Source organism: Falsiroseomonas sp. (assembly GCF_030695085.1).
In the GTDB taxonomy this organism is placed as follows: Bacteria; Pseudomonadota; Alphaproteobacteria; order Acetobacterales; family Acetobacteraceae; genus Falsiroseomonas.
Window position 1 is genome coordinate 1 of the sequence record NZ_JAUYTS010000113.1, and the last position, 18,965, is coordinate 18,965.

General features: G+C 68.8%; 22 protein-coding genes. 8 read left to right on the forward strand and 14 right to left on the reverse strand.

Annotated features, from left to right (window positions below):
* Both Q8S40_RS12375 and Q8S40_RS12380 read right to left on the reverse strand, forming a co-directional pair.
* A partial coding sequence (locus tag Q8S40_RS12375; protein WP_305670648.1) for an aminotransferase occupies window positions 1–935 on the reverse strand: 935 nt, incomplete at its 3' end.
* Window positions 932–1,576, reverse strand: coding sequence for a DNA-3-methyladenine glycosylase (locus tag Q8S40_RS12380; RefSeq protein WP_305670649.1), 645 nt, complete (start codon window positions 1,574–1,576; stop codon window positions 932–934). The genes Q8S40_RS12375 and Q8S40_RS12380, both read right to left, overlap by 4 nt.
* A 309-nt stretch (window positions 1,577–1,885) precedes the next feature.
* Here Q8S40_RS12380 and Q8S40_RS12385 point away from each other — a divergent pair, with 309 nt between their 5' ends.
* Complete coding sequence (locus Q8S40_RS12385; protein ID WP_304811878.1) at window positions 1,886–2,614, forward strand: response regulator; 729 nt, start codon at window positions 1,886–1,888, stop codon at window positions 2,612–2,614.
* Window positions 2,614–3,960: an ATP-binding protein gene (locus Q8S40_RS12390; protein ID WP_305670650.1), complete on the forward strand. Its 1,347-nt coding sequence runs from the start codon at window positions 2,614–2,616 to the stop codon at window positions 3,958–3,960. Before Q8S40_RS12385 ends, Q8S40_RS12390 begins: the two co-directional genes overlap by 1 nt.
* A gap of 6 nt (window positions 3,961–3,966) precedes the next feature.
* Here Q8S40_RS12390 and Q8S40_RS12395 read toward each other — a convergent pair whose 3' ends face one another.
* On the reverse strand, window positions 3,967–4,182 hold the full coding sequence (locus Q8S40_RS12395) for a hypothetical protein (RefSeq protein WP_304811872.1): 216 nt from the start codon (window positions 4,180–4,182) through the stop codon (window positions 3,967–3,969).
* 119 nt (window positions 4,183–4,301) lie between these two features.
* On the opposite strand from Q8S40_RS12395, the gene Q8S40_RS12400 reads away from it, so the two are divergent.
* Window positions 4,302–4,736 (forward strand): hypothetical protein, encoded by a 435-nt coding sequence (locus Q8S40_RS12400; protein ID WP_305670651.1) that lies wholly within the window; start codon window positions 4,302–4,304, stop codon window positions 4,734–4,736.
* Window positions 4,737–4,744: 8 nt separating this feature from the next.
* Here Q8S40_RS12400 and Q8S40_RS12405 read toward each other — a convergent pair whose 3' ends face one another.
* The 6 genes from Q8S40_RS12405 to Q8S40_RS12430 all read right to left on the reverse strand — a co-directional run bounded on the left by Q8S40_RS12405 (window position 4,745) and on the right by Q8S40_RS12430 (window position 10,936).
* Window positions 4,745–5,107 carry a hypothetical protein gene (locus tag Q8S40_RS12405; protein ID WP_305670652.1) on the reverse strand — a complete coding sequence of 121 codons (363 nt, stop codon included), beginning with the start codon at window positions 5,105–5,107 and terminating at the stop codon, window positions 4,745–4,747.
* 215 nt (window positions 5,108–5,322) lie between these two features.
* Window positions 5,323–6,309, reverse strand: a complete 987-nt coding sequence (locus Q8S40_RS12410; protein WP_305670662.1) for an ABC transporter ATP-binding protein — start codon at window positions 6,307–6,309, stop codon at window positions 5,323–5,325.
* Between the two features lie 71 nt (window positions 6,310–6,380).
* A complete protein-coding gene (locus tag Q8S40_RS12415; RefSeq protein ID WP_305670653.1) occupies window positions 6,381–7,367 on the reverse strand; it encodes an ABC transporter ATP-binding protein in 987 nt (328 codons plus the stop codon).
* Window positions 7,368–7,387: 20 nt separating this feature from the next.
* Window positions 7,388–8,317: an ABC transporter permease gene (locus Q8S40_RS12420; protein ID WP_304816281.1), complete on the reverse strand. Its 930-nt coding sequence runs from the start codon at window positions 8,315–8,317 to the stop codon at window positions 7,388–7,390.
* 13 nt (window positions 8,318–8,330) lie between these two features.
* Window positions 8,331–9,302, reverse strand: a complete 972-nt coding sequence (locus Q8S40_RS12425; protein WP_304816280.1) for an ABC transporter permease — start codon at window positions 9,300–9,302, stop codon at window positions 8,331–8,333.
* A 35-nt stretch (window positions 9,303–9,337) separates the two neighbouring features.
* Window positions 9,338–10,936 carry an ABC transporter substrate-binding protein gene (locus Q8S40_RS12430; RefSeq protein WP_305670654.1) on the reverse strand — a complete coding sequence of 533 codons (1,599 nt, stop codon included), beginning with the start codon at window positions 10,934–10,936 and terminating at the stop codon, window positions 9,338–9,340.
* A gap of 103 nt (window positions 10,937–11,039) precedes the next feature.
* On the opposite strand from Q8S40_RS12430, the gene Q8S40_RS12435 reads away from it, so the two are divergent.
* Window positions 11,040–12,632 carry an ABC transporter substrate-binding protein gene (locus Q8S40_RS12435; RefSeq protein WP_305670655.1) on the forward strand — a complete coding sequence of 531 codons (1,593 nt, stop codon included), beginning with the start codon at window positions 11,040–11,042 and terminating at the stop codon, window positions 12,630–12,632.
* A gap of 31 nt (window positions 12,633–12,663) precedes the next feature.
* Here Q8S40_RS12435 and Q8S40_RS12440 read toward each other — a convergent pair whose 3' ends face one another.
* From Q8S40_RS12440 to thiS, 5 genes are all read right to left on the reverse strand, one after another.
* Window positions 12,664–13,128 (reverse strand): Lrp/AsnC family transcriptional regulator, encoded by a 465-nt coding sequence (locus tag Q8S40_RS12440; protein WP_304816275.1) that lies wholly within the window; start codon window positions 13,126–13,128, stop codon window positions 12,664–12,666.
* Window positions 13,129–13,215: 87 nt separating this feature from the next.
* On the reverse strand, window positions 13,216–14,346 hold the full coding sequence (locus Q8S40_RS12445; RefSeq protein WP_304816274.1) for a type III PLP-dependent enzyme: 1,131 nt from the start codon (window positions 14,344–14,346) through the stop codon (window positions 13,216–13,218).
* 411 nt (window positions 14,347–14,757) lie between these two features.
* Complete coding sequence (locus Q8S40_RS12450; RefSeq protein WP_305670656.1) at window positions 14,758–15,132, reverse strand: hypothetical protein; 375 nt, start codon at window positions 15,130–15,132, stop codon at window positions 14,758–14,760.
* 121 nt (window positions 15,133–15,253) lie between these two features.
* Entirely contained in the window at window positions 15,254–16,060 is an 807-nt protein-coding gene (locus tag Q8S40_RS12455) for a thiazole synthase (RefSeq protein ID WP_305670657.1), read from the reverse strand.
* A 1-nt stretch (window position 16,061) separates the two neighbouring features.
* Window positions 16,062–16,289 (reverse strand): sulfur carrier protein ThiS, encoded by a 228-nt coding sequence (gene thiS, locus Q8S40_RS12460; RefSeq protein ID WP_305670658.1) that lies wholly within the window; start codon window positions 16,287–16,289, stop codon window positions 16,062–16,064.
* A 145-nt stretch (window positions 16,290–16,434) separates the two neighbouring features.
* On the opposite strand from thiS, the gene Q8S40_RS12465 reads away from it, so the two are divergent.
* From Q8S40_RS12465 to Q8S40_RS12480, 4 genes are all read left to right on the forward strand, one after another.
* Window positions 16,435–17,751 carry a S9 family peptidase gene (locus Q8S40_RS12465; protein WP_305670659.1) on the forward strand — a complete coding sequence of 439 codons (1,317 nt, stop codon included), beginning with the start codon at window positions 16,435–16,437 and terminating at the stop codon, window positions 17,749–17,751.
* Between the two features lie 96 nt (window positions 17,752–17,847).
* Window positions 17,848–18,303, forward strand: coding sequence for a type II 3-dehydroquinate dehydratase (gene aroQ / locus Q8S40_RS12470; RefSeq protein ID WP_304816267.1), 456 nt, complete (start codon window positions 17,848–17,850; stop codon window positions 18,301–18,303).
* Window positions 18,303–18,758 (forward strand): acetyl-CoA carboxylase biotin carboxyl carrier protein, encoded by a 456-nt coding sequence (gene accB, locus Q8S40_RS12475; protein ID WP_305670660.1) that lies wholly within the window; start codon window positions 18,303–18,305, stop codon window positions 18,756–18,758. Before aroQ ends, accB begins: the two co-directional genes overlap by 1 nt.
* The coding region (locus Q8S40_RS12480) for a biotin carboxylase N-terminal domain-containing protein (RefSeq protein WP_305670661.1) at window positions 18,758–18,965 on the forward strand (208 nt) is incomplete at its 3' end. The genes accB and Q8S40_RS12480, both read left to right, overlap by 1 nt.

Consider the following 18,965-nt stretch of genomic DNA (forward strand, 5'->3'; position numbering starts at 1 on the left):
AATTGCACGATTTCGGCGCTGAACAGCCGGGCGCGCTCGGCCATCAGCGCACGGTTGCCGGCGCGCCAGGCGGCCAGCGCCGGAATCGCCCAGGCCAGGGCGGCCTGCGCCGGCCGCGCCGGGCAGATCTGCCAGGTATCCAGCGCCTTCGCCAATTGCGCCCGGAAGCCCGGCCCTGCCGCCACCGCGCCAAGCCGGTGGCCGGGTACGCAATAGGCCTTGGAGAAGGAATAAAGGTGCACCAGCCCATCGCGCCAGGCCGGATCGCCGAACAGGGCGTGTGGCGGGGATTGGGCCTCGGTCAGGAAATCCCGGTAGGTCTCATCCAGTACCAGCCAGACGCCGCGCGCGCGGCACAGCTCGGCAAAGGCCTGGATGGTCTCGGGCGGATAGACCGCACCGGTCGGGTTGTTGGGCGTGACCAGCACCAGGGCGCGCACCGGGTTGGCGTCCATCAGCGCGGCGGCCTCGGCCGGGTCCGGCACGAAGCCTTGCTCCGCACGGGCGGGCAGCGGCACGGCGCGCACGCCGCGCATGCTGAGTGCCATCTGATGGTTGAAGTACCAGGGCGCGGGCAGCATCACCGCCTCCCCCGGCGCGGCGAGCACTGCCATGGTCATGGCGAAGGCCAGGTTGCAGCCGGCGGTGATGGCGATGTCCGCGGCCGTGACATCCGCCCCGTAGAAGCCGGAGATATCCGCGGCCAGCGCCTCCCGCAGCTGTGCGTCGCCATCGATCGGGCCATAGCCGGCGCAGGCGAGGCTGCCCGCGGCCTCTGCCAGCCGGGCAAGCAGTTCGGGGGGCGGCGGATAGCCGGGAACCGCCTGGGTCAGGTCCAGCGCCGGGCCGGCGGCGCCGGCATAGCGGGCGGCCCAGATGCGGGCGGCGGGAATCGGCGGCTCGGCGGTGGCGAGCAAAGGAGCGGAGAGCATCATCCGGCCAAACTGCCGCCAGGAGCCTCCGGCGTCCATGCATCCTCGATCAGCGGCCGTCCCGTGATGTGCCGCCAATGATGCCAGAACAGCCGCGCCGCCAGGCCACGCCAGGGCTGCCAGGCGCGCGCGATCTCCGCCAGCTGCTTCGGTGTCGGCCGGGCCGGAAGCCGCTTCAGATGCGCGACGCTGGCGGCGAGCGCGATATCGCCGATGGGGAAGATATCCGGCCGGTCATGCGCGAACAGCATATGCACCTCCGCCGTCCAGCGGCCGAGGCCGCGGATGGTGCAGAGATGCGCCACGGCCGCCTCATCCGCCATGCCGTCCAGCGCCTGCAGCCGCAGCGTGCCATCGAGGCAGGCGGCGGCCAGGGCGCGGGCATGGGCGGCCTTGGGGCGGGACAGGCCGCCCATGCCACACAGCACCGCGTCATCGAGCGTGACCAGTACCGCCGGGTCCAGCGCGCCGGGAATGGCCGAAAGCCGGCGCCAGATGGCGCCGGCCGCCTGGTTCGAGATCTGCTGGCCGCAGATGGTCCGCAACAGGCCGGGCAGGCCGGCCGGGCGCGAGCGCCAGGGCAAGGGGCCGGCGGCCGCCTCGATGGCGGCGAGGTCCGGATCGGCCGCGACCAGCGCCGCCATCGCATCCCGGACCCAAGGGGGGGACGGTTCCGGGAAATGTGGCGGCGGGGACGCAGGAGAGAGGGTCATCCCCGCCGCCAGTACAACACGCCACTCCGGACCGGGAGGGGGGATTCCCGCGGCGAAGTCGGGGCCGAAGCCGGCAGTGGCGCCTTGCCTCTCGTTACATGCGCCCTGCGGGTTACGGCGGAAGGGCCGAAAGCATGAGAAAATGCAACGCCCGGTAACAGGACCCCCAAGGGTCACATGCCGCAACACTGGGCGGGGTTTCGCCCTAGGGGCCGGCGCGCGGCGCGCTATGTTACAGCCATGGACGCAACAGCCCCGCATATCCTCGTGGTCGATGATGACCGCGAAATCCGCGAACTGCTCGGGAAGTTCCTGGAGAAGCAGTCCTTCCGCGTAACCGCCGCCCGCGATGCGCGGGAGGCGCGCAAGCTCTGGCCGCTCGGCCGCTATCATCTGGTGGTGCTGGATCTGATGATGCCGGGCGAATCCGGCCTGGATCTCGCGCGCTGGCTGCGCACCCAATCCGAGGTGCCGATCGTGATGCTGACCGCGATGGGGGAGGAGACGGACCGCATCGTCGGCCTGGAACTCGGCGCCGATGACTACGTGGCGAAGCCCTTCAACCCGCGCGAATTGCTGGCGCGCATCCGCGCCGTGCTGCGCCGTGCGACGGCCGACAGCAGCACCGGCCCGTCCCAGGAGCCACCCGCCAAGGTTCTCCGTTTTGCCGGCTGGGTGCTGGAGCCGACGCGCCGCCGCCTGCTGAATCCGCAGGGCGCGGAGGTGCCGCTGACCGGGGGCGAATACGAATTGCTGATGGTGCTGGTGGAACGCCCGAACCGGGTGTTGACGCGGGACATGCTGATGGACCTGCTGCGCGGCCGCCAGGCCGGGCCGTTCGACCGCGCCATCGACGTCGCCGTCTCCCGCCTCCGTCGCAAGCTGGAGGATGACGGCCGCAACCCGCAGGTCATCAAGACCGTGCGCGGCGGCGGCTATGTGCTGTCCGCCACCGTCGAGCGCGGCTGATGCGTCGCTGGCTGGCCTGGCTGTGGCCGCGCAGCCTGGCCAAGCGCACCGCGCTGGTGCTGATCGGCGGGCTGATCCTGGTGCAGGTGGCGGGGCTGACCATCCATGCGCTGGATCGCGTGGATCTGCAGCGCTACCAGCATGCGCGGGAGATTTCCCAGCGTTCCTTCGGCGCCTGGCGCAGCCTGCTGCCCCTGCCGCCGGACCGCCGGCAGTCGGTGCTGGAGGATCTGGACATGCCACCGGGCATGCGGATCACGCTGGATGAGGTGGCGCTGGCCCAGCCCGGCTTCCCACCGCCGCCACCCGGGCTGATCCGGCTGCTGCGGCTCGATGGGCTGCACCGCGCCCCGCCGCGCCTGCGGCCGCGGGAGGTGATCATCGGCACGCATGGACATCCGGGCCGGTTGATGGTCAGCCTGCGCTTCCCGGACCAGGGCTGGCTCAACCTGCGGCTGGAGATCCCGCCGCCGCGGCCCTGGCATTCCATGACCTTCCTCATCGCCTTCGTCCTGATGACGCTGGCCGCCGTGGCGCTGACCCTGTGGGCGGTGCGGCGGCTGACCCGGCCGGTGACGGCGCTGGCGCAGGCAGCGGACCGGCTCGGCCGCGACGTGAATGCGCCGCCGCTGCCGGAAACCGGCCCGGAGGAGGTCGCCACCGCGGCACGCGCCTTCAACACCATGGCCGAGCGCATCCGCCGCTTCGTCGGCGACCGCACCCAGATGCTGGCCGCCATCGGCCATGACCTGAAGACACCGATCACCCGCCTGAAGCTGCGCGCCGAATTCCTGGATGACGATGAGCAGCGGCGGAAGATGCTGGCCGACCTGGACGAGATGGAGGCGATGATCGCCGCCACCCTGGCCTTCGCGCGCGACGACTCGACGCGGGAGCCCTCGGTGGCGGTGGACCTCGCTTCGCTCTGTCGCACGGTGCTGGACGAGGCGGCGGATGCCAGCCCGGATTTCGCCGAGCTCATCAGCTATACCGGCCCGGAACATCTGACCGTGGCGGCACGGTCTGGCTCACTGAAGCGGGCGCTGGCCAATCTGGTGGGCAATGCGGTGGCCTATGGCGGCTCCGCCAAGCTGCGGCTGCAGCCGCCTGTGGGCGGGGTGGTGCGGATCGCGGTGGAGGATGACGGGCCGGGCGTGCCGGATTGCGAGCTGGAAACCGTTTTCCAGCCCTTCCACCGGCTGGAGGCCAGCCGCAACCGGGAAACCGGCGGCACCGGCCTTGGCCTGCCGATCGCGCGCAACATCTTCCGGGCGCATGGCGGCGATGTGGTGCTGCGGAACCGGCCGGGTGGCGGGCTTTCGGCCCTGGCGACGCTGCCGGTGTGACACGGGTCACGGCCCGAACAGCGCCAGCGCCACCTCCCCGGCCGCCAGGCTGGCAGTAAGGCCGAGCAGCGACCAACGCATCGCCTCCCGCCACGCCGGCTCCCGCACCGCCGGTGCGGCCCGGGCGTGACGCGCGCGCGGGCGCGGCGGGATCCGAAGATCAGGAGGGATGTCGGCCGCAGTATCGGCCTGGAGGCTGCGGCCAAGGGCGATGGTGCTCATGGGGCGAGAGGAACATATCAAGAACATGAAGGCAAGCGCCTTCGTTGCGCGCGGCGGCAACACGCCGCTTGTGAAAACCACCGCACATCGCGAACATGGATCGAGTGAAGGAGCACCGCATGTCCACATCTGACGGGCCGGCACCTGGCCGGCGCCTGCTGATCCTGCGGGTCACCACGCTCGGCCTCACGGCCCTGCCGCTGGCAGCCCAGGCGCAGGAGCCGAAATCCGGCGCGGGCGGCACCGCGCCGGGTGGCAAGGGTGGTGCCCCGCCGCAGCGCAGCGGGCTGACCGATAGCGATCCCTCCGATGATGTCGGCAATGGCCGGGGCGGCAACCGCCCGCCGGCCGGCGTGACGGATCGCGACCCGGGCGACCAGCCCGGGCGCGGCCGTGGCGGCAACCGGGCGGCGGGGCCGAGCGATAGCGACCCGAATGACCCGCCCGGACGCGGCCGCGGCGGCAACCGGGCACCGGCGGGGCCGAGCGACAACGACCCCTCCGACCCGCCCGGCCGCGGTCGCGGCGCCGCGCCGCCGACAAAGCGGACCTGACGCAGCGGCTATCCGATGTGGATGCCGCGCCCGGCGAAGAAGCCATCGAAGCGGCCGGGCGCCATCCGCACATCCGCCTGCGTCGCCGGCGTATCGCCCGAGGGGTTATGGAAGCGTAGCGCGCCCGCCGCATCCCGGCCGAAGACCAGCACCAGATGCCCACCTCGTCCGGGCGGCGCCAGATCCGGCCGCCGGATGCCGGGATGCACCGAGGCGAGGAACAGCCCCTGCGCCGGAATATCGCGCGCCGTCAGCTCCAGCAGGATGCGCGCGGCGATGCCCTGCCCCGCCAGCCAGGCCACCGCGCCGGCATAGACCAGGCCGCGGATGCCACCCTCCGGCGTCTCCAAATAGCCGCCTTCGGCCTGCACACCGCGCCGGATCCCATGGATGGGCGGCAAAGGGCGGCCGAGCGCGCCGAGTGCCATCTGGAGGCAGGCGCAGCCGCAGAGATGCTCCGACCAGCGGGCATACTCCGCCGCATTCGCAGCGCCGCTCGCGGCCCAGAGCGGATCGGTCGCCGCGTCGCGCCCGGCGAGGAAATCCGCGACCAGGTCGCGGCTTTCCCACTGGGCGCGATAGGGGATCAGGCGGCGTCGTTCAGGTGGCAGGCGCTGCGCTGGCCGGGCGCGATCTCCCGCAGCTTCGGCACCTCCACCATGCAGCGGTCGAAGGCGTGCGGGCAGCGCGGGTGGAAATGGCAGCCGGGTGGCGGGTTCAGCGGCGAGGGGATTTCCCCCTTCACCGTGGCGAAGGCGCGCTTGCGGTTGCCGATGCGCGGCACGCTGGCGAGCAGCGACTGGGTGTAGGGGTGGTTGGCGCCGGCGAAGACACGCTCCGTCGGCGCTTCCTCGACCACGCGGCCGAGATACATGATCACCACCCGGTCGCTGAGATGTTCCACCACGCCGAGGTCGTGGCTGATGAACAGGTAGGTAAGGTCCAGATCCTTACGGAGCTGCATGAACAGGTTCAGGATCTGCGCCTGGATCGACACGTCGAGCGCCGCCACTGCCTCGTCGCAGACGATGAATTCCGGGGCCACCGCAAGCGCGCGGGCGATGCCGATGCGCTGGCGCTGGCCGCCGGAGAACTGGTGCGGGTAGCGGCGCTTGAAGGCGGGGTCGAGGCCGGCGCGGCGCATCTGCTCATCGACATAGGCGTCGAAATTGCCGCGCGTGGTCAAGCCGTGCACCAGTGGCGCCTCCCCCACGATGTCGGCCACCCGCATGCGCGGGTTCAGGCTGGCATAGGGGTCCTGGAAGATCATCTGCCGGCGCAGCTTGCCGATCTTGGCGGCCTCGCCCTGCATGCCGGCCACATCCTGGCCGTTCCAGAAAACCTGCCCCTCCGATTGCGGCAGGATGCCCGCGACGATGCGGCCGAGGGTGGATTTGCCACAGCCGGATTCACCGACCAGGCCGACCACCTCGCCCTTGCGGACGCGGAGATCCACATGGTCCACCGCGTGGACGATCTCCTCCTTCACCGCGGCGCCGAGGCGGCGGGCCAGCCTGGCGGCGATATCGAGCTTCTTGGAGAAGCGGCGGGAAACCTGCTTCAGCTCGACCATCGGCACTTCGCTGTCGGCGAAGGTGCGTGGCGCGTCCGGGACCTGTTCCTGAAGCTGGGTCTGGGACTGGCTCATGCCGTCGCCACCTCCTCAAGATGCGGGTGGTGGCAGCGCGCCAGGCGGTCCGGCAGCCAGGGGTGCAGGGTGGGCATCACGATGCAATCCTCCGCCGCGCGCGGGCAGCGGGCACGGAAGGAACAACCCTCCGGCAGGTTGAGCAGCGAGGGCGTCATGCCCGGAATCTGCCGCAACGGCACGCCCCGCTTGTTGCGCGACGGCACGCTGCCGATCAGGCCATGCGTGTAGGGGTGCAGCGGCTTGTCCAGCACCTCTCCCACATCGCCATATTCCACGACGCGGCCGGCATACATGACGGCGATATCGTCGGCGAGGCCGGCGACCACGGACAGGTCATGGGTGATCCACAGCATCGCCGTGCCCGTAGTGGCGCACAGCTTCTGCACCTCCGCCAGGATCTGGCCCTGGATGGTCACGTCGAGCGCGGTGGTCGGCTCGTCCGCCACGATCAGATCCGGCCGGTGCAGCAGCGCGATGGCGATCGCCACGCGCTGGCGCATGCCGCCGGAGAACTGGTGCGGGTAGGATTTCAGCCGCTCATCCGGGGATGGGATGCCGACCATGCCGAGCGCATCCCGCGCCCGGGCGCGGGCATCCTCGTCCGAGACCTTCTCATGCGCCTGCACCGTCTCGATCATCTGCGTGTCGATGCGGAGCACCGGGTTCAGCGTCATCATCGGGTCCTGGAAGATCATGGCGATGCGGTTGCCCCGCAGATGCCGCATCTCCTCCTCGGACAGCGTGGCGAGGTCGCGCCCCTGGAACAGGATGGAGCCACCGACGATGCGGCCCGGCGGATCGACCAGCTTCATGATGGAGAAGCCGGTGACCGTCTTGCCGGAGCCGCTTTCGCCGACCAGCCCCAGCACCTTGCCGCGGGCGATGCTGAAGGACACGTCGTTCACGGCCTTCACCACACCGCCGCGGGTGAAGAAGTGGGTCTGGAGGTTGCGGACCTCCAGCGTCGGCGCCGCGTTCATTGGTTCAGCCATGGGCACCCTTACTTCTGCAGCCGAGGGTTCAGGACGTCGCGTAACTGGTCGCCGACCAGATTGATGGCGACGATGGTCACCAGCAGCGCGATGCCGGGATAGAAGGAAATCCAGTATTTTCCCGACAGCATGTATTCATAGCCATTGGCGATCAGCAGGCCGAGCGAGGGCTCCGTGATCGGCACGCCGAGGCCGAGGAAGGACAAGGTCGCCTCCAGCGCGATGGCGCGCGCCACCTGCATGGTGCCGATGACGATCAGCGGCGGCAGGCAGTTCGGCAGCAGGTGCCGGAACAGGATGCGGTAGCGCGGCAGCGCCAGGCATTCCGCCGCCTCGATGTATTCGCGCCGGCGTTCCACCAGCGCGGTGCCGCGCACGGTGCGTGCGTAATACGCCCATTCCACCACGACGATGGCGATGATGACGTTGGTCACCGACTTTCCGAGGAAGGCCAGGATCATCAGCGCGACAAGGATCGACGGGAAGGACAGCTGCAGATCGACGACGCGCATGATGATGCTGTCGGTCCTGCCGCCGGCATAGGCAGCGGCGAGGCCGAGCGAGGCGCCGATCATCACGGCGATGAAGGCGGAGCCGGCGCCGACGGTCAGCGAGATACGCAGGCCGTACATGATGCCGGACAGCATGTCCCGCCCCTGGTCATCGGTGCCGAGCCAGTAGGTGATGGACCCGTCGCCGGACTTCTCACCGGGCTCCAGCCGCCCATCCATGATGTCCAGCACCGCCAGGTCATAGGGGTCCTGCGGCGAGATGAAGGGCGCCAGGATCGCCACCAGGATGATGATGGAGATCACGATGAGCCCGCCCAAAGCGAGCTTTGATTCGGCGAATTCGGAGCAGAAGCGCCGGAACGGCGTTTCGACCTTGATCTTGGCGGGGTCCTCGATGGGCGCCCCCTGGCCGACAACCGCGCTCATGCCGTGCCCCCCTTCACTTGCTTTCCAGCCGCACGCGCGGATCGAGCACCGAATACATCAGGTCCACGATCAGGTTGATGGTGATGAACATCAGCACGACGATCATGAGGTAGGCGACGATCACGGGCCGGTCGAGCACGTTGATGCTGTCGATGATCAGCTTGCCCATGCCCGGCCAGGCGAAGATGCTTTCCGTCACGACCGAGAAGGCGATGGTGCTGCCGAACTCCAGGCCGGTCACGGTAACCACCGGGATCAGGATGTTCTTGAAGACGTGCACGAAGGTCACGCGGAACGGGCTCAGCCCCTTGGCGCGGGCGAATTTCACGTAGTCCATCAGCATCGTCTCCCGCACCCCCGCGCGGGTCAGGCGGATGACGAGGCTGATCTTGAACAAGGCGAGGTTCAGCGCCGGCATCGCCAGGTGCTGCAATCCGTTCCAGGTCAGGAAGGACCAGCGCGTGCCGAGAACCTCCACCGTATCGCCGCGCCCGGTGGAGGGCAGCCAGCCGAGCTGCACGGCGAACACCATGATCAGCATCAGCCCGACCCAGAAGGTGGGCAGCGAGAAGCCGAGGATCGAGCCGGCCATGATGGCCTTGGAGCCCACGCTGTTCGGCCGCAGCCCGGCATAGAGGCCAAGCGGCAGGCCGATGAGGATGGCGCCGAAGGTGGCGGCGAAAGCCAGCTCCAGCGTCGCCGGCATGCGCTGCAGGATCAGCTCCAGCGCCGGCTCGTTGAACACGAAGGACCGCCCGAGATCGCCCTGGGCCGCCTTGCCCAGGAAGATCAGGTATTGGTGCCACAGCGGCTTGTCGAGCCCGAGCGCGGCCACCGCCCGCTCACGCTCCATCTGGTCGGCATCAGGGCTGATCAGGATTTCGACCGGGTCGCCGATGGCGAAGACGCCGATGAAGACGATGATCGACATCGCCAGCACGACGCCGCCGGCCTGGATCAATCGGCGCAGCAGATAAACGCTCATCCCGGTCCCCTTGCCCTAATCCGCCCAGCGCCAGCTCAGCGGGCGGCAGCCGGGCGCGTGTCCTGCGCCCGGGTCAGTTCATCGACGCGCGCCTGATGCGTCAAGCCGCGGCGCGTTGCCCACATGTTGGTCTGGATGTGCATCGGGATCACCGCGACCTGATCCGCGGCGATGCGCTGCGCCTGGATCATCAGCTGCTCACGCTTCTGCTCATCCAGCTCCGACAGGGACTGGGTCAGCAGCGCGTCGACTTCGGCGTTGGAGAATCGGCCGCGATTGGAGGCGCCCCAGCCGCGCTCGCGGCTGTAGGTGCCGAGGATGTTGCGCAGCGGGTGGCTCGCATCGGGGTTGGAGCCCCAGCCGATCAGGAAGGAGGAGAATTCCTGCCGGCCAGCGCGACCGACGAAGGTGGACCAGGTCTGCGCCTCGACCGCGGTGCGGACGCCGATGCGCGTCCACATCTGGCCGACCGCCTGGATGATGCGGGCGTCGTTGACATAGCGGTCATTCGGGCCGGACAGCGTGATGCGGAAGCCGTTCGGGTAGCCGGCCTCCGTCAGCAGGCGGCGCGCCGCATCCGGGTTGTATTCCGGCGCCTCGAGCCCCGGCACGTGGCTGTAGGTGCCCGGCGGCAGGAACTGGCCCGACGGTGTCGCGGCCCCCTCCATCACCCGCTCCGCGATCGCCTTGCGATCGATCGCCATGGACAGCGCCCGGCGCACGCGGACATCGGCCAGCGGGTTACGGCCCAGCGGGCGGCCATCATTGTCGGTGATCTGCGGCGAATTCTCATCCGCGCCACGCAGATGGTCCAGGCCGAGGAAGATCAGCCGCAGGCCGACCGTCTCGGACACACTGAAGTTCGGGTCGCGGCGAAGGCGCGCCAGGTCGCTGGTCGGCACCTGGTCGATCACGTCGAGGTCACCGGACAGCAGGGACGCGGTGCGCGTCGCGTTGTTCGTGACCATGCGGTAGTTCACCCGCGCGAAGGCCGGCTTGTCGCCCCAGTAGCTGTCGTTGCGGACGAATTCGATGCGGTCGCCGTTGCGATGGTTCACCACGCGCCAGGGGCCGGTGCCGATCGCGGCGCTGCCGTTGTTGAACTGATCCGTCGTCACATTCGCATGCGTCTCGGAATCGAGGATGCGGACATTCGTCATGTCCAGCGGCAGCAGCGGATAGGGCTCGGCGGTGTGGAAGCGGATGGTCAGCGGATCGACGATCTCCATCCGCACGATCGGCCGCGCATAGGCGGCATAGGAGGATGGGCTGTTCGGCACATTCGGCAGGCGCTGGATGGTCGCAACCACATCCTCCGCCGTGAAGGCGTTGCCGTTGTGGAAGGTGACGTTCGGCCGCAGCTTGAATTCCCAGACCGTCGGGCCGACGGCGCGCCAGCTTTCGGCGAGGCCGGGGATGTTGCGCGCTGCGTGATCGGTCTCGACGAGTTTGCCGAAGATCATGTCGCTGACGGCATTGTTCGGCGACAACTGGTGATAATGCGGATCGAGCGAAGTGACCGGCGAACCGACGCCCATGTTCAACGTTTGGGCCTGCTGCGCCTGCGCCGCGGGCATTCCCACGATCATGGCCGACACCGCCGCCACAGCGGTATTGCGGATGCTGTTTCGCATCACTCTCTCCTCAACAAAGCTTCCCCGAAGCGCGAGGTATAGCAGCCTGCCCCGCAAGCGCCTAGGCTGACGGTTCGTTTCTGTCGTCCAGATGAGGTTTTGTATGAGTTTCGTTCGTTTGTGGCCCGGCCGAGCCATCCTGTCCGCCGCCCTGCTCGCTGTCGCGGGGCCGGCCCTGGCGCAGGATCGCAACCTGACGATCGGCATCGGCGGGTCACCCACGTCGCTCGATCCGCATTTCTACAATGCCTCGCCCAATATCAGCCAGACGATGCATCTGTTCGACCGGTTGACGGAACAGGATGCGACGGCGCGGATCCAGCCCGCGCTGGCGGAGAGCTGGCGCGCCATCAGCCCGACCACCTGGGAATTCAAGCTGCGCGCCGGCGTGAAGTGGCATGACGGGCGGGACTTCACCGCCGACGACGTCGCCTTCACCATCGGTCGCGCCCCCAATGTGCCGAACAGCCCGGGCGGCTTCGGCGGCTTCGTCCGCGCCATCACGCGCGTCGAGGTGGTGGACCCACTGACCATCCGCTTCCACACCGCCGCCGCGCATCCGCTGCTGCCGACGGAACTCGCCTCGATCCAGATCATCTCCCGCCATGTCGGTGAGGGTGCGGCGACCGAGGACTACAATGCCGGCCGCGCCGCCATCGGCACCGGCCCCTATCGCCTGGTGTCCTACCGCCCCGGCGACCGCACGGAATTCGCCCGCAACGACGCCTATTGGAAGGGCGCCGAGCCCTGGGCGCGCGTCTCCTACCGCTTCGTCGCCAATGACGCGGCGCGCACGGCGGGCATCCTGGCCGGCGATCTCGACGTGATCGACCAGGTGCCGTCCACGGACATCGCCCGGCTGCGCCGCGACAACCGCATCAGCATCTCCGAGATCCAGGGCCTGCGCCTGATCTACCTGATGACCGACTTCTCCCGCACCGATACGGCACCGGTGCTGGTCAGCGACCATGAAGGGCGCCCGCTGGAGCGCAACCCGATGCTCGACCCCCGGGTACGCCGCGCGCTGTCCATAGCCATCGACCGTGAGGCGCTGGCCGATCGGGTCATGGAAGGCACGGCGAAGCCCACCGGCCAGTGGCTGCCGCCCGGCTCCTACTCCTACAACCCGGCGGTCGAGGCGCCGCGCCCAGACCCCGATGGCGCGCGCCGCCTGCTGGCCGAGGCCGGCTTTCCGCAGGGCTTCCGGCTGACGCTGACGACGCCGAACGACCGCTACCCGAATGACGCGCGCACGGCGCAGGCGGTGGCGCAGATGTGGAGCCGCGTCGGCGTCCGCACCGCGATCGATGCGCTGCCCTGGACCACCTATGCGGCGCGCAATGCCCGCCAGGAATTCAACGCCCGCCTGGCCGGCTGGGGCAGCGTGACCGGCGAGGCCAGCTACATGCTGGTGAATATCTTCGGCACCTACAACCGCGAGCGCCGCACCGGCGCCTCCAACAACTCGCGCTACTCGAACCCGGCGCTGGACGCGCTGACGGCCCGCGCCGCCGGCACGCTGGATGATGTGGAGCGCGAGAAGCTGCTGCAGGAAGCCGTGGCGATGGTGGACCGCGAGACGGCGATGATCCCGCTGTTCCAGCTGGTGAATTTCTGGGCCACGCGCCGCGGCATCACCTATGAGCCGCGGATGGATGAGCGGACGGTCGCCATGGGCGCGCGCCCGGCGAACTGAGCGCGGCGGGAGGGTGCCCCGGCGCCCTCCCCTATTCTTCCTCCGCCTCGGCCACCGGCAGGATGGCGGTTTCCTTGGGCGAGGCGAGCGCCAGGATGGTCTCGGTCCGCGCCACGCCGGCCTGGCCGCGCACCACTTCGGAGACGAAGGCCTCAAGCCGGGCGATATCCGGCAGGCGCAGCTTCAGCAGGTAGCACCAGGCGCCCGTCACGGTGTGGCATTCCAGCACCGCCTCCTGCTGCTTCATCGCGGCCATGAACCCGGCATCGCCATCGCCGGGATGCATGGCGACGAAGACGAAGGCGAGCAACGGGCAGCCGGCGGCGATGGGGTCGAGGTCGATCCGCCAGCCGCGGATCACCTCCCGCTCCTCCAGCCGCTTCACCCGCTCGGCGGTAGCGGAGACGGAGAGGCCGGCGACCTTGGACAGCTCCGCGAGGCCAGCCGCCCCGTTTTCCTGGAGGGCGACGACGAGGTTGCGGTCAATTTCATCCATGACTGTAACCTAGCCCAGCCAGGCCAAAAAAAGAAACGGCGGGCTCGCGCCCGCCGCATAATTTCCGGCCAATCCCAGCGGATGGCTTCAGATGTAGTGTTCGGCCAGCGGGCGGAAGCCGTTGAAGGCCTGGCTCGCATAGGTCGTCACATAGGCACCGGTGGCCAGCAGCTGCACCTGGTCGCCGGCGTCGAGCGCCATCGGCAGGCGGTAGTTGGACTTCTCATACAGCGTGTCCGTGCTGTCGCAGGTCGGTCCGGCGATGGTCACCGGGCCTTCCGCATCGCCATCATGCGGCGTGCGGAATTCGTAGCGGATCGACTCACCCTCCGTCTCGGCGAGGCCGCCGAAACGGCCGATGTCGAGATAGACCCAGCGGACGGGATCATCCTCCGCCTTGCGGGACACCAGCACCACCTCGGAGGACACCACGCCGGCATCGCCCACCATGAAGCGGCCCGGCTCGATCAGCATCTCCGGCAGTGCATTGCCGAAATGCGCGGCCATGGCGCCCATGATGGCATCGCCGAACTGGTCGATCTCGGGCACTTCCGCCCGGTAGCGCACCGGGTAGCCGCCGCCGAGATTGACCATGCGCAGGTTGATGCCGGCATCCTTCAGATCGGTGAAGATCGTCGCCACGCGCGCGATCGCCGCCTCATAGGCGCCGGTCTGGGTCTGCTGGCTGCCGACATGGAAGGAGATGCCATAGGGGTCGAGACCCCATTCGGCGGCCTTCACCATCAGCGCCTTCGCCATCTCGGCCTCGCAGCCGAACTTGCGGGACAGCGGCCACTCGGCGCCCTTGTTCTCCACCAGGATGCGGCAATAGACGCGCGCGCCAGGGGCGGAACGGGCGAGCTTCTTCAGCTCCGGCTCGCTGTCGAAGGCGAACATGGTCACACCGGCGGCGAAGGCGGCCTTGATGGCGGATTCCTTCTTCACCGTATTGCCGAAGGAAATGTCGGCCGGACGCGCGCCAGCTTCCAGGCAGGCCTGGATCTCTTCCCAGGATGCGGCGTCGAAGGACGAGCCGAGCATGGTCAGCCGGTCCAGGATCGGCGCGGCCGGGTTCGCCTTCACGGCGTAGTAGACGCGCGCCAGCGGCAGCGCGGCCTTCAGGCGGCTGTAGTTCTGCTCGACGCGATCCACATCCAGCACCAGGCATGGCGTGGCGGGCGCGTGGTCGCGCAGATACGAAGCGATTTTCGGGTTCATCGCGCCCGTACTCCCCTGCAAACAGTGGAGACAGCCCCCCCGCGGGGGCGGCCCCTAGATTGACGAAACGGTCGAACGAACCAGCGACCAAATGAGGCCGGCGGGGTGAGCCGCCGGGGTTGCCAGAACGCTGACGTCGTTGCGTTAACCTTGCGCCGCGGTGACCCTTGTCATGAGCGGATCATGAGCGGGTTCCGTGGGCCTGGGGCCTTCGGCACGTGCGTACTGCGTCTGCGGCGCATATAGGCGCCACTTGCCCAGGGGGAAAGCGGAAAATGCCCCCCCAAGCCGGTTTTTTTCCGCGACGGGCGCTGAATGGCCGGAAACCGCCATGGTGCCCCGGGGGGGCGGGCCGCGAAGCCTCCGGCAAATCGCGCGGTTGTCGCGCGAATCCGCCGGAACGGGTTTGGCTCAGTTGGCGCGCAGCCCGCTATTGGTCACCGTGATCTGGTTGGCTGCGCAGACATTGATCCGGCGCAGCTCGGCCGCCTGGCCGTTGTTCCAGATCACGCGGAAATCGTAGTTGCCGGTATTGGCAGCCCGGTAGGTTACCTGCCGCCCCGGCTGCAGCACGGCGTTGCCGAGCTGGTCATTGCCCCAGCCATTCATGCTGGAATGGCTGAAATACAGCCGTTCCACGGTGCGGGAGGAGGCGTTGACCACGCGGAAGGCCGTGTTGCAGCTCTGCGAGGGCACCACGACCACGGTGCGCTGCGGTTCCTGGACGCAGGCGCCCAGCGCCAGGGCCGTGGCACCCAGCATCCCGATCTGGCGGCGTTTCATCATGCACTCCCATCCTGCCGTTGATTGGACCGGGAGCAAAATTAGAACGCTTACCGCATGAGCCTCAAGCCACGGCACAACCGGCGGTGGCGCCGCCGGTGTCAGATTGTTTCGCGCCGCGCCGTCAGAGGATGAGGCCGGTGGTGGGGGAGGATGGGTCGGCCGCCGTGCTGCGGGGCATGCGCCCGGCCAGGAAGGCGTCCCTGCCCGCCTCCACCGCCGCCTTCATCGCGCGCGCCATCCGCACCGGGTCGCGCGCATGGGCGATGGCGGAATTCAGCAGCACCGCGTCGCAGCCCAGCTCCATGGCCAGCGCCGCGTCGGACGCCGTGCCGATGCCCGCATCGACCAGCACCGGCACCTTCGCCTGGGCGATGATCGCCTTGATCATGAAGGGATTGGCGACGCCGAGGCCGGAGCCGATCGGTGCGCCGAGTGGCATGATCGCGACGCAGCCCATCTCCTCCAGCCGCTTCGCCGCCACCGGGTCATCGGCGCAATAGACCATCACCTCGAAGCCATCGGCCAGCAGGGCGGCGGCGGCCTCGAAGGTCGCGGCCATGTCCGGGTACAGGAAGGGGGGCGGGCCGAGCACTTCCAGCTTCACCAGGTTCCAGCCCCCGGCTTCGCGGGCCAGGCGCAGGGTGCGGACGGCGTCCTGCGCGGTGAAGCAGCCGGCGGTATTGGGCAGATAGGTGTAGCGATCTGGCGGTACGAAATCCTGCAGCATGGGCTGCGAGGCATCGGACAGGTTCACCCGACGCACCGCGACGGTGACCATCTCGGCGCCGGATGCCTCAATCGCCGCCTGGGTCTCCGGCAGGTCCTTGTAGCGCCCCGTGCCGACGACCAGGCGGGAGCGGAAGCGGCGCCCGGCGACGGTCCAGCCTTCATCCGCCCCACCTTCCCTGGCACCTGCAATCCCGTCCATCTCAGCCACCCCCGATGAAATGCACGATCTCCAGCCGGTCGCCCTCGGCGAGCGGCGTGGTGGCCCAGGCGGAACGCGGCACGATTTCCAGGTTGCGTTCCACCGCAACCTTGGGCGCCGCGAGGCCGATCAGCGCCAGCAATTCCGCCACGGACGCGCCCTGCGGCACCTCCCGGCGTTCGCCATTCACCTCCACCCCGATCCGCATCGCCATGGTGCTTTCCGTCATAGGCCGAAGATGGCGGGGGTGGCGACGCCGGACAAGACGCGTCGGGTGCAAGGCTGGCATCGGCGCAGGTCCGGCGATGCAACCCATGGTTGCGTTGACCTGGAATGCCGGTTACTTGCGTTGTGGTTTCGATGCGAGGAAAGCCATGACACAAGCCGAGCCGCCGGTCCCCGTCCCAGCAATCCAATCCACGCCGGTTCAAGCCACGCCGCCCGGCCTTCCGCGCCGGCAGGCCGCGGGGCTTGCCCTCGGCGCCCTGGCGCTGGCGGCTGCGGCACAGCCGGCCGCGGCCCAGGTCGCAGCACCGGCTGCAACGCCCGCGGGGGGTGCGCAGCAGGTGCCGGGTGGCATCAGCTACCGGTTGATCGGCCGTTGGGACACGGCGCGGCTGAACCGGATCCTGACGACGGATACCCCCGCTTTTTCCGGCTTCCAGGTAACCTATACGCCGGCCAGGACCGGTGTGCGGCTGTACCGGATCAGCTACCCGACCTTCTCGCCGGAACGCGGCAACCGCCCGGTCGTGCTGACGGGCCTGCTGGCGGTGCTGGAGGATGCGCCGCCGCGGCTGCCGCTGGTGTCCTACCAGCACGGCACCGTCTACGGAAAGCACGAGGTGCCCTCCTTCCCCGAGACGTCGCCCGAGACGCAGTTGATGATCGCGCAATTCGCCGGCCAGGGCTACGCGCTGATCGGTGCCGACTATATCGGGATGGGCGAATCGACGGAGCCGCAGGGCTTCATGGTGAAGGGCAGCCACCAGCAGGCGACCGCTGACCTGATCCCCGCCGCGCGGGCCGTGATGCAGGCGATGGGCCTGACCGATACCGGCTTGTTCCTGTCCGGCTGGTCGCAGGGCGGCTGGGTGACCATGGCGCTGCTGGAGCGGCTGGAGGCGATCGGCATGCCGGTGCAGGCGGCCGCCACCGCCAGCGCGCCGATCGATCTGTGGCTGTCGCTGAACGGCTTCCTGAACTTCCCGCGGCCGATCGACGCACCCTGGACGACGACGCTGTTCATCCTCGCCTCCTTCTCCTTCGAGAATTACTACGGCATGCCCGGCCTGGCGCGCGCCATCCTGAAGCCGGCGCATTACGACCTGTCGCTGCGCGCCTATCAGGGCCTGCCTTTCGACCCGGCGCAGGTGCCGACGAAGCTGCGCGACCTGGTGGAAGATGCCTATTTCGACCCGCAATTCTTCGGCGAATCGGCCTTCGGGCGGCAGATGGCCGCGAATCACGGCTATCGCTGGGTGGTTCGCACGCCGGTCCGCAACCATTACGGCGAGGTGGATGAGGTGATCACCCAGGGGGTCGGCCGGCTGGCCATGGAGTTCCAGCGGGCGATGGGGAACGACAAGGTCGAGGCGATCTCCGCAGGCGCCGACGCCACCCATCGCGGCACCTTCGCGCGTTCCGTCCCGGCCTGGAAAACCTGGTTCGACCAGTTGGCGGCGCGCTGATCGCGACCGGGCCAAACGGCTTGGGCAGGCCTCGGCTTGCCCCTGCCGATCGTGGCGTGCTAGCCGGGGCGTCCCTGAAAAACCTGGGACTCCCCCGTGAACCCGCCGCTGATCGTCGTCCTGAACGGCCCGAACCTGAATCTGCTCGGCACGCGCCAGCCCGAGATCTACGGCGCCGCGACGCTGGATGATGTGGAGGCGCTTTGCGCCGAGACGGCGGAACAGCTTGGGCTGGCGATCGATTTCCGGCAGACCAATGGCGAGGGCGAGTTGATCACCTGGGTGCAGGAATGCCGCGGCCGCGCCGCCGGCATCATCATCAACCCGGCCGGCTACAGCCATACCTCCATCGCCCTGATGGATGCGCTGAAGGCGACCGACCTGCCGATCGTCGAGGTCCATATTTCCAACATTCATCGCCGGGAGGAATTCCGGCATTTGAGCTATGTGTCCAAGGCGGCGACCGGCGTCATCGCGGGTCTCGGCATCGGCGGCTATGCGCTGGCGCTGCAGGCGATCGCGGACCTTGTGGCCGAAGAAGGAGAGCCCTGATGTCGGGCGTGAATTTCGACGCGGCGGCGATTCGCGAACTCGCCAAGATCCTGCGGGAGACCGATCTCACCGAGATCGAGCTGGTCGAGAAGGACAGCCGCATCCGCGTGGCGCGTCAGATCACCGTGACCCAGGTGGCGCATCTGCCGGCTGCCGGCGCGCCGATGGCCGCCGCCCCGGTGGTCGCGGCGGTGGCGGAGCCGGTGTCCGATGCCGCGCATCCGGGGCTGATCGCTTCCCCCATGGTGGGCGTGGCGTATCTCTCGCCAGAACCCGGCGCGGCCGCCTTTGTCACGGTCGGCGCAAAGGTCAGCCAGGGCCAGACCCTTATGCTGATCGAGGCGATGAAGACCTTCAACCAGATCCGCGCCCCCCGCGCCGGCACCGTCACCCGCATCCTGGTCGAGGGCGGGTCGCCGGTGGAATACGGCGAGCCATTGATGATCATCGAGTGATGTTCAAGAAGGTCCTGATCGCCAACCGCGGCGAGATCGCGCTGCGGGTGCATCGCGCCTGCCAGGAAATGGGCATCCGCACCGTCGGCGTGCACTCCACCGCGGACAATACCGCGATGCATGTGCGGCTGGCGGATGAGAGCGTCTGCATCGGCCCGCCCTCGGCCCGCGACAGCTACCTGAACATGGCGGCGATTCTCTCGGCTG

What these genes read in the sequence shown, in the direction of transcription:
- Q8S40_RS12380 (WP_305670649.1), bottom strand. Translation starts at nt 1,576, where the DNA reads ATGGCGGCGCTGGTCGCGGCCGATCCGGACCTCGCCGCCATCGAGGCG.
- Q8S40_RS12385 (WP_304811878.1), top strand. Translation starts at nt 1,886, where the DNA reads ATGGACGCAACAGCCCCGCATATCCTCGTGGTCGATGATGACCGCGAA.
- Q8S40_RS12390 (WP_305670650.1), top strand. Translation starts at nt 2,614, where the DNA reads ATGCGTCGCTGGCTGGCCTGGCTGTGGCCGCGCAGCCTGGCCAAGCGC.
- Q8S40_RS12395 (WP_304811872.1), bottom strand. Translation starts at nt 4,182, where the DNA reads ATGAGCACCATCGCCCTTGGCCGCAGCCTCCAGGCCGATACTGCGGCC.
- Q8S40_RS12400 (WP_305670651.1), top strand. Translation starts at nt 4,302, where the DNA reads ATGTCCACATCTGACGGGCCGGCACCTGGCCGGCGCCTGCTGATCCTG.
- Q8S40_RS12410 (WP_305670662.1), bottom strand. Translation starts at nt 6,309, where the DNA reads ATGGTCGAGCTGAAGCAGGTTTCCCGCCGCTTCTCCAAGAAGCTCGAT.
- Q8S40_RS12415 (WP_305670653.1), bottom strand. Translation starts at nt 7,367, where the DNA reads ATGAACGCGGCGCCGACGCTGGAGGTCCGCAACCTCCAGACCCACTTC.
- Q8S40_RS12420 (WP_304816281.1), bottom strand. Translation starts at nt 8,317, where the DNA reads ATGAGCGCGGTTGTCGGCCAGGGGGCGCCCATCGAGGACCCCGCCAAG.
- Q8S40_RS12425 (WP_304816280.1), bottom strand. Translation starts at nt 9,302, where the DNA reads ATGAGCGTTTATCTGCTGCGCCGATTGATCCAGGCCGGCGGCGTCGTG.
- Q8S40_RS12430 (WP_305670654.1), bottom strand. Translation starts at nt 10,936, where the DNA reads ATGCGAAACAGCATCCGCAATACCGCTGTGGCGGCGGTGTCGGCCATG.
- Q8S40_RS12435 (WP_305670655.1), top strand. Translation starts at nt 11,040, where the DNA reads ATGAGTTTCGTTCGTTTGTGGCCCGGCCGAGCCATCCTGTCCGCCGCC.
- Q8S40_RS12440 (WP_304816275.1), bottom strand. Translation starts at nt 13,128, where the DNA reads ATGGATGAAATTGACCGCAACCTCGTCGTCGCCCTCCAGGAAAACGGG.
- Q8S40_RS12445 (WP_304816274.1), bottom strand. Translation starts at nt 14,346, where the DNA reads ATGAACCCGAAAATCGCTTCGTATCTGCGCGACCACGCGCCCGCCACG.
- Q8S40_RS12450 (WP_305670656.1), bottom strand. Translation starts at nt 15,132, where the DNA reads ATGATGAAACGCCGCCAGATCGGGATGCTGGGTGCCACGGCCCTGGCG.
- Q8S40_RS12455 (WP_305670657.1), bottom strand. Translation starts at nt 16,060, where the DNA reads ATGGACGGGATTGCAGGTGCCAGGGAAGGTGGGGCGGATGAAGGCTGG.
- thiS (WP_305670658.1), bottom strand. Translation starts at nt 16,289, where the DNA reads ATGACGGAAAGCACCATGGCGATGCGGATCGGGGTGGAGGTGAATGGC.
- Q8S40_RS12465 (WP_305670659.1), top strand. Translation starts at nt 16,435, where the DNA reads ATGACACAAGCCGAGCCGCCGGTCCCCGTCCCAGCAATCCAATCCACG.
- accB (WP_305670660.1), top strand. Translation starts at nt 18,303, where the DNA reads ATGTCGGGCGTGAATTTCGACGCGGCGGCGATTCGCGAACTCGCCAAG.